The sequence below is a fragment of the Halobacillus mangrovi genome (genome assembly GCF_002097535.1).
Taxonomy (GTDB): Bacteria; Bacillota; Bacilli; order Bacillales; family Halobacillaceae; genus Halobacillus; species Halobacillus mangrovi_A.
In genome coordinates, this window is record NZ_CP020772.1 from 2,374,336 (window position 1) to 2,387,561 (window position 13,226).

General features: G+C 41.2%; 15 protein-coding genes. All 15 read right to left on the reverse strand.

Annotated features, from left to right (window positions below):
• Positions 1–15: 15 nt before the first annotated feature.
• Entirely contained in the window at positions 16–1,062 is a 1,047-nt protein-coding gene (locus HM131_RS11650; protein ID WP_085029922.1) for an aspartate-semialdehyde dehydrogenase, read from the reverse strand.
• A gap of 104 nt (positions 1,063–1,166) precedes the next feature.
• Positions 1,167–1,763, reverse strand: coding sequence for a dipicolinate synthase subunit B (locus HM131_RS11655; RefSeq protein ID WP_085029923.1), 597 nt, complete (start codon positions 1,761–1,763; stop codon positions 1,167–1,169).
• The gene (gene dpaA, locus HM131_RS11660) at positions 1,756–2,655 is read right to left on the reverse strand and encodes a dipicolinic acid synthetase subunit A (protein WP_085029924.1); all 900 of its coding nucleotides are present in this window, start codon (positions 2,653–2,655) and stop codon (positions 1,756–1,758) included. Before dpaA ends, HM131_RS11655 begins: the two co-directional genes overlap by 8 nt.
• 113 nt (positions 2,656–2,768) lie before the next feature.
• Positions 2,769–3,002, reverse strand: coding sequence for a YlmC/YmxH family sporulation protein (locus HM131_RS11665; protein WP_085029925.1), 234 nt, complete (start codon positions 3,000–3,002; stop codon positions 2,769–2,771).
• A gap of 15 nt (positions 3,003–3,017) precedes the next feature.
• The gene (locus HM131_RS11670; protein ID WP_085029926.1) at positions 3,018–3,944 is read right to left on the reverse strand and encodes a polysaccharide deacetylase family protein; all 927 of its coding nucleotides are present in this window, start codon (positions 3,942–3,944) and stop codon (positions 3,018–3,020) included.
• Positions 3,945–4,086: 142 nt separating this feature from the next.
• Positions 4,087–6,210 carry a polyribonucleotide nucleotidyltransferase gene (gene pnp / locus HM131_RS11675; protein ID WP_085029927.1) on the reverse strand — a complete coding sequence of 708 codons (2,124 nt, stop codon included), beginning with the start codon at positions 6,208–6,210 and terminating at the stop codon, positions 4,087–4,089.
• Between the two features lie 120 nt (positions 6,211–6,330).
• On the reverse strand, positions 6,331–6,600 hold the full coding sequence (gene rpsO / locus HM131_RS11680) for a 30S ribosomal protein S15 (protein WP_085029928.1): 270 nt from the start codon (positions 6,598–6,600) through the stop codon (positions 6,331–6,333).
• 127 nt (positions 6,601–6,727) lie between these two features.
• Positions 6,728–7,669, reverse strand: a complete 942-nt coding sequence (ribF, locus tag HM131_RS11685) for a riboflavin biosynthesis protein RibF (RefSeq protein WP_085029929.1) — start codon at positions 7,667–7,669, stop codon at positions 6,728–6,730.
• A 27-nt stretch (positions 7,670–7,696) separates the two neighbouring features.
• A complete protein-coding gene (gene truB / locus HM131_RS11690; RefSeq protein WP_085029930.1) occupies positions 7,697–8,593 on the reverse strand; it encodes a tRNA pseudouridine(55) synthase TruB in 897 nt (298 codons plus the stop codon).
• 72 nt (positions 8,594–8,665) lie between these two features.
• On the reverse strand, positions 8,666–9,019 hold the full coding sequence (gene rbfA, locus HM131_RS11695) for a 30S ribosome-binding factor RbfA (RefSeq protein WP_085029931.1): 354 nt from the start codon (positions 9,017–9,019) through the stop codon (positions 8,666–8,668).
• A gap of 147 nt (positions 9,020–9,166) precedes the next feature.
• Positions 9,167–9,445, reverse strand: coding sequence for a DUF503 domain-containing protein (locus tag HM131_RS11700; RefSeq protein ID WP_085029932.1), 279 nt, complete (start codon positions 9,443–9,445; stop codon positions 9,167–9,169).
• The gene (infB, locus tag HM131_RS11705; protein WP_085029933.1) at positions 9,442–11,508 is read right to left on the reverse strand and encodes a translation initiation factor IF-2; all 2,067 of its coding nucleotides are present in this window, start codon (positions 11,506–11,508) and stop codon (positions 9,442–9,444) included. Before infB ends, HM131_RS11700 begins: the two co-directional genes overlap by 4 nt.
• A gap of 4 nt (positions 11,509–11,512) precedes the next feature.
• Positions 11,513–11,827: a YlxQ family RNA-binding protein gene (locus HM131_RS11710; protein ID WP_085029934.1), complete on the reverse strand. Its 315-nt coding sequence runs from the start codon at positions 11,825–11,827 to the stop codon at positions 11,513–11,515.
• Entirely contained in the window at positions 11,824–12,099 is a 276-nt protein-coding gene (gene rnpM / locus HM131_RS11715) for an RNase P modulator RnpM (protein WP_085029935.1), read from the reverse strand. The genes HM131_RS11710 and rnpM overlap by 4 nt, the downstream gene beginning before the upstream one ends.
• A 14-nt stretch (positions 12,100–12,113) precedes the next feature.
• On the reverse strand, positions 12,114–13,220 hold the full coding sequence (nusA, locus tag HM131_RS11720; RefSeq protein WP_085029936.1) for a transcription termination factor NusA: 1,107 nt from the start codon (positions 13,218–13,220) through the stop codon (positions 12,114–12,116).
• Positions 13,221–13,226 lie beyond the last annotated feature (6 nt).

Here is a 13,226-nt window from a genome sequence, read left to right on the forward strand (position 1 = left end):
CAGCTTATCGTAAAATTAAAGCCACTGATTTGCGATGATTCGTTCTGCAATTTGGACAGAATTCCAGGCAGCACCCTTTAATAAATTATCTGAAACTACCCATAGATGGAATCCATGTTCGTTATCCAAATCTCTGCGGACACGACCGACAAACACATCTCTTTTGCCTGCTGAACTAAGAGGTGTCGGATACTTTTGACTAGCAGGATCATCTTCGAGAACGATCCCTGGTGCCTGTGATAGCAATTGCTTCACTTCTTCCACAGTAACTCCATCTTTTTCTACTTCGATATAAACACTCTCTGCGTGAGATGTGAAGAAAGGCAGACGAACGCAAGTGGCTGCAACAGATAGATTTGGCATGTGCATGATTTTTTTCGTTTCGTTAATCATTTTCATTTCCTCAAACGTATAGCCATTTTCTTGAAAGACATCGATTTGAGGAAGGGCATTGAATGCGATCGGATAATGTTTTTCGTCTCCTTTAACCGGGAGAACTTTCGCATCCAGTTCTTCTCCATCCAGAAATGCTTGAGACTGCTCCCTAAGCTCATCTGCAGCCTCATTCCCAGCTCCTGAAACAGCTTGATAAGTAGATACAAGCACTCGTGAAAGTCCTAATGCATCTCTTAGAGGTTCAAGAGCCGCTACCATTTGGATAGTGGAACAGTTCGGATTGGCAATAATTCCTTGATGGTTTTGAATATCAGCTTCGTTGACTTCTGGAACGACCAGGGGTACATCCTGAGCCATACGGTAAGCGCTCGTATTGTCAATAACTACTGCACCCCGTTTTACTGCTTCTGGAGCAAATTTCTTAGATACAGATCCCCCAGCGGAAAAGAGAGCTATATCAATTCCTTCGAAACTCTCAGGTGTAGCTTCCTCCACCACAAGCTCCTGTTCTTTATATTTCATCTTCGAACCAGCCGAACGACTGGAGGAAAGTAGTTTCAATTCATTAATAGGAAAGTTACGATCTTCTAAAGTTTCTAGCATTTTCTGCCCAACGGCTCCTGTAGCACCAACTACAGCAACGTTATAAGTGTTTTTTTGACTCATTTGAGTATCCCCTTTCTCATCTGATTGTTGTTAGAATAGTAAGATATGTCACTATTTTCGTTATTCTATCATACTTCGCCAATCATCTGGTATGAAAAAGTGAATTAACTTTGATAACGTTCAATAAGAACAGGTTGTAACTGAATACCTTGGATAGCGTACTCAATGGTTTCAGGGATGAGTGTCATATCGGCCACTAGTGAATTTGGCTTTTTATAAGGGTGATCCTGCCCAAGTGGTACGAAATAAATATTTTTTGTAGCCATTAACTTCATAATGTTGACTCCGTTTAACCCTAAAGCATCGTTAGTGGAAACAGCTACTACTACTGGACTTCCATTACGTAGAGTAGCTTTAGCTGCCATCAGCACAGGTGAATCTGTAAGAGCATTGGCAAATTTACTAGTTGAGTTTCCTGTCATCGGTGCGATTACCATACAATCAAGCGGTCGTTTTGGACCTAATGGTTCAGCATCAGGAATCGTCATGATCGGTTCTTCACCAGTGATTTCTTTGATCTTTTTTAAATGATCAGCAGCATCCCCAAATCGTGTATCTGTTTTTTGGACGGTATAGGACAGTACTGGTATAACTTTTGCCCCCATCTCAACCAGTTCCTCCATTACAGGAAAAACTTCATCATAGGTACAATGAGATCCTGTAAGTCCAAAACCTATTACTTTACCTTTTAATTTACTCATCTTCGGTCTCCTTTCTAACTTGGCTTACCAACAAATGAGAAACAACGTCAGCTATAATTCTGCCTGCAGTTTTTGGAGCGACGATACCAGGCAACCCTGGAGCAAGGATAGCTTTAATTCCCCGCTTTTCAGCAAATTTAAAATCCGTTCCACCAGGCTTTGATGCTAAATCTACGATTAAAGCATGTGAAGGCAGCTGCTTGATGATTAAAGAGTCGACAACTAAGTGAGGAACAGTGTTAATCAAAATGTCGCATTCCATGTTCTCAGTTTTTAGGTCATTCATGTTAATCGGCGTCAAGCCCATCTCATAGACTCTTGCTGCACTTTTTGTAGATCGAACTCCGACGGAAACCTCTGCTCCAAGCTGATGGAACGTTCTCGCAAGCCCCATTCCTACACGACCGAGCCCAAGAATAATTACTTGAGAACCGTGGATCGTAAAATCAGTGTGTTGAATAATTAATAATAAAGTACCTTCAACAGTGGGAATCGAATTATAAATAGCTACATCATCACGATCCATTAAAGGAATCAGTGTACGGTTAACTTTATCGGTCAACTTATTTAAATATGGATTGGTAATACCAGTAAAAACCGTGCAATGCTCTGGGGTGTTTTTCAGCCAACTTTCATCAAGCTGGATTAGTCGATTGGTGAATATTCCATCGATTCTTCCTTGATCATCCGTCCCGGCTACCGGAAGAATAATGGCATCTAACTTCTCCACTTGCTTGGAATCAACATCCAGATCGATCGCTTCCGTGAAGCTTTCGTTCAGTTGATCGAAACCGGCTAAATAAACGATGGCATTCCATTCGTTAAGACGACGGATGATTTCGATTTGCCGGGCATCTCCCCCTATAACTGCTACGTGATAACCTGTTAACATGCCGGATGTCTCCTTTTTTCTATGATCATATATCTCTTTGTATCCTATGCCGTAAAGCACAGTTAGTGATTTTGAAAGCAAAATAAAAAACCACAGCAGTGGCTGTGGTTCATCTATATCTTTCTTAATAAAATCGTATCTTCTCCAATGGTTATGATTTGCTCCCAATTTATAACCATTTCCTTCCTCATTGAACCGATCCCCATAAGGCTAAGGTTCAAGATGACAAGAGATTCTATTTGCCCGCTCTCTGGATCTATAATTAAATCAGCTTTACCGAGAACACCTAACTTGGCTCCACTCTCCACATCAATGACTTCTTTTTTGGCCAATGATTTTAGTCTCATTCACCCATCTCCTCATTAACGTTCTTCACTTAATAAGACAGGAAGAGAACCAATTCTATACCCTTCTTTCTTGATTTTCTTGATCAAGTCAGACAAGCTTGATTCAGTAACTTCAGTCGGATGCATCAGAATGGTAGCCCCGTTATGAAGTTTTCCCATCACCCGTTGCAGGAGTACTTCTTTGGTCGGATTCTGCCAATCAATGGTATCCACTGTCCAAAGTATGGTTTCCATTCCTAAATCCGAAGCCGCCTCTACTGTCATCTGATTGTAACTACCAGACGGAGGGGCAAAGTATTTTATTTTCGTTTTTGTTAGCGCAAATAACATTTCATCTGCCTGTTCCAAATTTAGTTTAGCTTCGGACTTGGACATTTTCCCCATGTCTTTATGTTTATATCCATGACTTCCTAACGTGTGGCCTTGTTCCTCAATTATTTGCACAAGGTCAGTAAAATCATTTGCAAACGCACCGTCTATAAAGAAAGTGGCCTTGACCTGATGTTTGGCCAGCGTTTCAATCATCCCAGGCAAATACTCTTCCCCCCAGGAGACATTAATTAAGAAAGCAACCATCTCTTTGTCAGGGTGTCCACGGTAAATGGGAGAGGCAGGAAGGTCTTCAAGAGATACTTTTGGTTGGATCAGCTTGTACACGAAAAGATTTACATCGAAGCTTCCTTTTTTCTTCATCTTCTTATAAGATGCGTCTACATCAACTCTTCGCCCTACAATACCCGGCGTTTTCTTCCACACAGAATCAATGCGGGCGTCTTGAGCTTCCCATTCATATTGGTCCTTTTCTTCAAGGATTTTCAAATACAAAGGATCCTTATTTTGACTTGCCGTAAGATCGGCAGGCTTTTGAACTAGGTAAACTAGTCCAATTCCTAATAAGAAAAAAAAGCCCATCGAAATGATTAGTACCGTTCTTAACCTCATAGAAATCCACCCCTAAACAAAGTGTATGGATGGAACGAAGGCAGTAGACCCTTTTCAGGCAAAAAAAAAGAGACTGGCAAGCCAGTTTCTTTTCTAGAGGATCAGACCGATCCTCATTCTCGGCATCGATCTGAACGTATCATTATTGTTCGGTGTTCGCTTCTTCTTTCTTCTTCTCATCGATAAGGACAGCTTTGCGAGAAAGGTTAATACGACCCTGGTTATCGATTTCCTTAACCTTGACTCTCAACGAATCTCCGATGGAAACAATATCTTCAACTTTTCCGATCCGCTCTTCTGCCATTTCTGAAATGTGAACAAGTCCTTCTTTTCCTTTAAACAACTCGACGAAAGCGCCAAACTTTTCAATGCGTTTCACCTTGCCATCATAAACTTCGCCAACTTCTACTTCTCGTACAATATCTTCAATGATCTTTTGTGCAGAAGCATTCATCTCAGCGTCAGTGGAAGAAATAAAGACTGTCCCGTCTTGTTCAATGTCAATCTTGACCCCAGTGTCATCAATGATTTGATTGATTTGTTTTCCGCTAGGTCCGATAACATCGCGAATTTTGTCTGGGTTAATCTTCATTGTCATAATCTTCGGTGCATATTGTGAAAGTTCATTACGTGTTTCTGGGAGTGTTCCAAGCATGTGACCTAAGATTTCCATACGGCCTTTTTTAGCTTGGTCTAAAGCTTCTTCTAGAATTTCACGAGATAATCCTTCAATCTTAATGTCCATTTGAAGGGCTGTAATGCCTTTTTCCGTTCCTGCTACTTTAAAGTCCATGTCACCAAGCGCATCTTCCATCCCCTGGATATCTGTAAGGATCGTGTAATCATCACCTGATTTAACCAGACCCATAGCAATACCAGCGACAGGAGCTTTGATTGGAACTCCAGCATCCATCATTGCTAGTGTACTTGCACAAATACTAGCTTGTGATGTGGATCCATTTGACTCCAATACTTCAGATACAAGACGGATGGTATATGGGAACTCACTTTCAGATGGAATAACGACTTCTAGTGCACGTTCTCCTAATGCTCCGTGTCCAATTTCACGACGACCAGGTCCACGAATCGGGCCTGTTTCCCCAACGGAGAATTTCGGGAAATTGTAGTGGTGCATAAAGCGCTTAGATTCCTCTAAATCTAAACCATCAAGGATCTGTACATCTCCTAGTGCTCCTAATGTACAAACACTTAGAGCCTGCGTTTGTCCTCTTGTGAACAGTCCTGAACCATGCGTCCTTGGCAGGAGTCCTACACGTGAAGTTAAAGGACGAATTTCATCCACTCCGCGTCCATCTGGACGAATGTTCTCTTTAGTGATAAGTCGACGAACTTCAGCCTTGACGATGTCATCTAGAATCGCCCCTACTTGTTTCAATGTCTCCTCATCTGCTTCCATTTCTTCATAGGAAGTGAGAATTGCTTGTTTTGCTTCATCAATTGCAGCTTCACGAGCTTTCTTTTCTTCGGTCTTAATTGCGGAGACGATAGAATCTAGCGCTTCAGCTTCAACCTTCTCTTTCAATTCCTTATCGAGGTCGAACAGCTTCACTTCCATTTTTTCGCGACCGACTGCTTCGATAATTTGTTCTTGGAAAGCAACTAAACGCTTGATTTCCTCATGTCCAAACATAATAGCTTCGAGCATATCAGCTTCAGATACTTCCTGAGCACCAGCTTCTACCATGTTGATGGCATCTTTAGTTCCTGCAACCGTTAAGTCGATATCGCTTTTTTCCTGTTGCTCAATCGTTGGGTTGATTACAAATTCTCCATCAACTCGTCCAACAATTACACCCGCAATAGGTCCATCAAAAGGAATGTCTGAAACTCCTAATGAGATCGAAGAACCTAGCATTGCTGCCATTTCTGAGGAACAATCTTGATCTACACTCATTACTGAGCTGATCACTTGTACATCATTCCTGAAACCTTCAGGGAATAGGGGACGTATTGGACGATCAATCAATCGGGATGCAAGCACCGCCTTATCGCTTGGACGGCCTTCACGTTTAATAAAGCCACCTGGAATTTTACCTACAGCGTATAGACGCTCTTCATAATTTACTGTCAAAGGAAAAAATGGCAAATCCTTTGGTTCCTTCGAACCGGTAGCGGTCGATAGGACGGTTGTATCTCCATAATGAATAAGGGCTGCTCCATTTGCCTGTTTAGCTAGTTCACCGATTTCAACAGAAAATGTGCGCCCGGCAACATCAATTGAAAACACTTGTTTTTCTTCTGCCATAAAGAACCTAACTCCTCTCAAATAACTCTCTTGTACAATCCAAGGGTCTATATTCAGTTTACACCCTTATGTATGTAAACATACAGAAAAAGCGGGTATACTCCCGCTTTTTCACATACATTAACGACGCAAGCCAAGGCTTTTAACTAACTCACGGTAACGTGTAATGTCTTTATTACGAAGGTAGTTCAATAGGTTACGACGCTTACCTACCATTTTAAGCAATCCACGACGAGAATGGTGATCCTGTTTGTGTGCACGCAGGTGTTCATTCAGAGAAGTGATCTGCTCAGTTAGTACAGCGATCTGTACTTCTGGAGAACCAGTGTCGTTCTCATGAGTCTTGTACTCATTAATTAATTCTTGTTTACGTTCTTGTGTGATAGCCATTATAGCTACACCTCCTAATAAAATTTAGAATTCCCTTTCCCCTAGCGGACGCCGGAGTCTCGTTCCGCCAAGCGAAGGTTCCATATTAAAGCGTACAATTTTTAGAGAAAAAATGCAAGGGGAACCTTCATCCTATGCGAAAAAATTCCCGAATATGAGTTTCATCCTTTACCAATTGCTGCTTTACTTCTTCAACACCATTAAACTTTCTTTCATCTCTAATCATCTGGTGAAAGTAGACAGTCAAAGATCTTCCATAGAGGTCTTGCTTTACATCAAATAAGTGAACTTCCAGGGAAGGGTTATCCGCTTGTGTAATAAAGGTTGGTTTATAACCTAAATTAGCCATTCCATAATAAAGTTCCCCATCAAAATGTGCACTCACAGCATAAACGCCAATTTTAGGAAGATAATAGTTTTCATTCAATTCTATATTAGCTGTTGGATAACCTATGGTTCTTCCTCGTTGATCCCCTTTTACGACGGTGCCTTTAACTGAATAACGTCGCCCTAATAATTCATTGACTTCAGCTATCTCACCATCATCCAACAAACTACGGATTCTTGTAGAGCTCACCTTTTCTTCGTCTTTTTCCACTTTTGATATCACCGTTTGTCCAAAACGCCCTCTTCCGTACTCAGGAAGATCGGACATATTGCCTTTCCCCATATGTCCATAACTGAAATCAAACCCAGCGACAACGTGACTGACGTTGAGTCTCACAAAAAAGTCATCTACAAATTGCTGAGGGGATAGATTGGCAAGGGAAGTATCAAAAGTAACAACAAAGAAGTAATCTACTCCTATTTCTTCAAGTAGTTGTTCCTTTTGGGATAAAGGTGTAATGTAATAAGCTTGCTGTTTACCCTTTTTTAATACGACTGAAGGGTGAGGATCAAACGTCATTACAGCGCATTTCAGCTCTAACTCGTCTGCTTTGTCTTTGGCCGTTTGAATAACTTTCTGATGCCCCTTATGGATACCGTCGAAAAAGCCTACAGCTGTAACGCTTGGATCAAGATTAAGCTCTTCAGTTATCGAATCACGCGATAGACGGACCGTTTTCACTTCACTCACCTGCTTTATTGCATAATATTAAAACACACGTACGGGTTTAATGTATCCAGGTTTGTTAGGATGCTGCTGATATATCGCCAGGACTTCACCTTGGCATTTTACTGAAAATAGAGGGTAGGAAATCTCTTCTGGGGTTTCGAGAACCTGACCATGTTTGATTAAAGATTTCATCTTTTCATCAATTTCCCAACTGTTCAAATGATTTAAACCTCTGCTGAGCGGCAACAGCAAACCATCACGTTTGCCTTCATCCACAGTTTTCTGTATCTCATCAAATGTATAGCAATCTTCTTTAGTAATATCTCCAGTTTTTGTTCGAATAAGAAAAGACATATGAGCAGGGTACCCTAAAGCCTTTCCTATATCAACACACAATGTACGTATATATGTACCCTTTGAGCATACGACACGAATAGAGAAAGAAGCGGATTGATCTTGATAAGTAATTTCTTCACCCATTAATTCGATCTCTTTAATCATCACTTGACGCGTCGGGCGTTCTACTTCTATTCCTTCTCGTGCATACTCATACAGCTTTTTTCCATTGACCTTAACTGCAGAGTACATAGGTGGGACCTGAGTAATCTCACCTCGAAAAGAGGCCAGACATTTCTTCAGATCCGTTATGGAAATCTTACTACCGACATCTTTAGAATCCACAATTTCCCCCGTCGCATCCTCTGTAGTTGTAGAATGCCCTAGTGAGACAGTAGCTTCATAAACTTTATCAGTGTCGGTTAAGAAAGGAACAATTTTTGTTGCCTTTCCTACACAAAGAGGCAGAACCCCTTCTACATCAGGATCAAGTGTTCCTGTATGGCCCACTTTTTTCGTCTTTAACATCCCTCGTGTTTTACTGACACAATCATGAGATGTAAAGCCTTTAGGTTTCCATAAAGGAAGGATACCATCCATATCATTCACCTCAAAGCTGATCATTAGTTTAACACAGATAGAATCCGTGCCCTATGGACACGGATTCTAATCCTATTCAGTGTCGGTATCATTAAGGTCACGTAGAATCGTCTCGATACGATTCCCTCTTTCAACCGCTTCATCAAACTCGAACATGATTTCAGGAGTTTTACGAAGCCGGATGCGTTGACCAATTTCGGAACGGATGAAACCTTTAGCTTTTGCAAGACCAACAAGCGTATCATGTTTTTGCTTATCATCACCAAGTACTGAGATATAAACCTTCGCCTGTTGCAAGTCACCTGTCACTTTTACTTCAGTCACGGTGACAAAGCCTACACGAGGATCTTTTATTTTTTTACTGATGATATCACTAAGCTCTTTTTTCATCTGCTCTCCGACACGATTAGCACGTAAATCATTCATGATTCTCACCTCTTCTAAAAAAAGCAGAAGCGACCAGCTCAGCGCTGCAAATATTATATAAGCCAATATAATCCCGGCATCTACAAGCGACCGCGCCAGACATAAAATGTCCAGCTAAAATTGCTCCTACTTTACATCTTTATCCCATCATAGCCATTCTAAAACTGTATCTGTGCGTTCAAGTTCAGGAAAGGAATCAATGAACGCAAGTGTTCTTTGAATGGTTTGTTCAGCTATAACTTTATCACTAGCAACGACCACCAATCCGAAACAAGTACGCTGCCATAAATTTTGATAGTCTAATTCGCATATAGACACATTAAAATCGTTTTGAATTCTCGTAATCACTCGTTTAAGAACAGAGCGTTTTTCTTTTAGCGACTGGGCGTCATAGATGATACATTCCACCTCTGCGCTCAGAATCAATTGCGCTCAACTTCCTGCATTTCAAATGGCTCAATGATATCTCCGATTTTAATATCATTGAAGTTCTTAATCGTGATTCCGCACTCATAACCTTGCTGGACTTCTTTTACGTCGTCTTTGAAACGTTTAAGCACATCGATTTCACCTTCATAAATCACGACACCATCACGAATAACACGAATTCCAGAGTTACGAGTGACTCGGCCTTCTGTAACGTAAGAACCAGCTATGGTACCAATTTTAGAAACTTTGAAGGTTTCACGAACCTCAACCTGACCAATAATTTTCTCTTCATACTCTGGGTCAAGCATTCCTTTCATAGCTGCTTCAATCTCTTCCATCACTTTATAAATGATATTGTGAAGACGGATTTCCACATCTTCTGACTCCGCTGCTTTTCGAGCATTTCCATCTGGTCGAACGTTAAAACCAATGATTATAGCGTTTGAAGCAGAAGCTAAAGTAACGTCAGATTCTGTAATCGCACCTACACCGGTGTGGATAATTTTGACTTTAACACCTTCCACATCGATCTTTTCAAGGGACCCTGCTAGAGCCTCAACTGATCCTTGTACGTCTGCTTTCACAATTAGGTTGATATCTTTAATATCTCCTTGTTTAATTTGTTCAAACAGGTCATCAAGGCTGACTTTAGCTGTAGCACTGCGGTTTTCTTCCAGTTGTCTTTGAGCACGTGCCTCACCAACAGAACGGGCTTTCTTCTCATCTTCGAACACTAAGAAACGATCTCCAGCCTGTGGTACATTATTAAGTCCTGTAATCTCTACAGGTGTTGAAGGTCCAGCTACTTTCACGCGTCGTCCAAGGTCATTAACCATTGCACGAACACGCCCAAACGTATTTCCTACGACAATGGAGTCACTAACATTCAGCGTACCGTTTTGAACGAGTAGCGTAGCAACTGGGCCACGTCCTTTATCAAGTTCTGCTTCAATGACTGTACCATAGGCAGGACGGTCCGGATTCGCTTTAAATTCTTCCATTTCTGATATTAATACAATCATCTCAAGAAGCTCATCGATGCCTTCTCCTTTTACAGCGGACATTTTAACAAAAATGGTTTCCCCACCGTAATCTTCAGCAATCAATTCATACTCCATCAATTCTTGCATCACACGATCTGGGTTTGCACCCTCTTTATCCATTTTATTGACAGCAACGATAATTGGTACTCCTGCTGCTTTTGCGTGACTAATTGCTTCTTTTGTTTGAGGCATAACTCCGTCGTCAGCCGCTACTACAAGGATAGCAATGTCTGTGACCTGCGCTCCTCGAGACCGCATGCTTGTGAAGGCTGCGTGACCTGGAGTATCAAGGAACGTAATTTTCTTTCCATCTTCTTCAACCTGGTAAGCACCAATATGCTGAGTAATTCCACCAGCTTCACCTTCTGTAACCTTCGTATCACGAATCCGGTCTAAAAGCGTAGTTTTACCGTGGTCAACGTGACCCATAATCGTTACAACGGCTGGTCGTTCCTTCAAATCTTCTGGATCGTCATCGAAGGTCATGTTTTCAATGTCTGTGTCATCGACAACTACTTCTTCTTCCACTTCGACGCCAAACTCCTCGCAAATCAATTCAATGGAGTCCGCATCAAGATCTTGGTTTTTCGTAGCCATAACACCTAAAAACATAAGTTTTTTAATAATTTCCGAAGAGTCTTTATTCAGTTTTTCAGCTAACTCTCCTACTGTTAATGAACCTGAATAAGTGATCTTCTCTGGTGCTTGGTTTTTCTGTTTCTTTGGAGCAGGCTGATTCTTTTGTGTATGTTTTGGATTTTGTTTTTGGTTTTGGTTTTTATTTTTTTGGTTGTTTTGCTTTTGTTTAGGCTTGTTTTCTTTTTTAGGCTTAGACTGTGATTTCTCAGAAGTTTGCTTACCTTTACCGAATGCTTGGTCCAATTTAGTCGCTACATCCTCTTCTAATGTTGACATATGGTTGGATACCTCAACATTCATTTCATTCAATTTATTAATTACTTGTTTACTAGTTAGCTCATTTTTCTTTGCATATTCATATACGCGTAATTTACTCATATGTTCACCCCCGAATAGATTCATCGAGTAGCGATTGCAACTTTTTCGCAAATCCTTGGTCAAGAACTGCGATCGCGACTCTCCCCGCCTTTCCGATGGCTTGTGATAGCGTTTCACGATCATCAACCATATAGCAAGGTATATCATAAAAGCTACACTTATCTGTTAGCTTCTTTTTTGTTTGTTTACCTGTGTCTTCAGCAATGAGCACGAGTTTCGCCTTCTTTTTTTGGATATCCCGGACGATCGCATCTTCTCCGAGCGTACACTTTCCGGCTCTAAGCGCTAAACCGATGAGATTTAAATAACTCCCACTCATGCTTTGTCTACCTTAATTTTAGACTTTAGCTCATCATAAATGGATGTATCCACTTGAGCATTCAAATGGCGATTAAGAAGCTGTTGCTTTTCAGCCTTTTCAATGACTTCCAAATCCTTAGTGAGGTAAGCCCCTCTGCCATTTTTCTTCCCTGTCTCATCTACGAAAACCTCTCCCTCTTTGTTTCGTACGACACGGATTAATTGTTTTTTAGGCAGCATTTCTTGAGTAACTACACATTTTCTTAATGGTTGCTTTTTAGAACGGGACATTTCTCTCCCCCTCCTTAATCTTCAGCCCATTCTTCGTCAGACTCATACTCTTCCTCAATTGGTTCCTCTTCATCTAGCAGGCCTTGTTCACGGGCTTCACTTTCACTTTTGATATCGATTTTCCAGCCCGTCAGCTTAGCAGCAAGACGTGCGTTCTGTCCGCGTTTACCGATCGCCAATGATAATTGATAATCTGGAACAATAACTGTCGTGGCCTTTTCTTCCTCATTAACTAGAACTTCCACCACTTTTGATGGGCTCAAAGCATTAGAGACGTATTCAACTGGGTCCTCAGACCACTGTACGATATCGATCTTTTCACCTTTTAGTTCATTAACGATCGCTTGAACACGTTGACCGCGCTGCCCTACGCATGAACCAACAGGATCGATCTCTTGATCTTCTGCATACACAGAAATCTTGGACCTGTCACCGGCCTCACGGGCCACGGACATCACTTCTACTGTTCCATCAAATATCTCAGGAACTTCCATTTCAAATAAGCGCTTCAATAGCCCTGGGTGTGTACGTGACACATAAATATGAGGACCTTTATTGCTGTTTTCAACTTTTGTAACAAATACTTTCAGGCGATCATGAACTTCATACGTTTCTGTAGGCATTTGTTCACCCTCAGGAAGCCTAGCTTCAATCTTTCCTAAGTTTACGTACACAAACCTTGGATCCTTACGCTGGATGATTCCAGTCATAACATCTTCTTCACGGTCTACGTATTCACCGTAAATAATTCCACGCTCAGCTTCACGTACTCTTTGCGTTACTACTTGTTTCGCTGCTTGAGCAGCAATTCTTCCGAAGTCCATCGGTGTCACTTCTACTTCTATAACATCTTCGATTTCGTAGTTCGGATCAACTTCTTTTGCAGCTTCTAAAGAAATTTCCTGTTGAGGGTCCATGACCTCTTCAACGATCGTTTTTCTGGCAAAGACCTTCATGCTTCCTTCATCTTCATTAATATCCACACGTACATTAGTCGCAGAATTGAAGTTTTTCTTGTAAGCACTAATCAATGCAGCTTCCAAAGCTTCCAATAACAAGTTTTTGTCGATGCCTTTTTCCTTTTCTAAATAATCCATGGCATCAAATAGTTCACTACTCAACAGTTT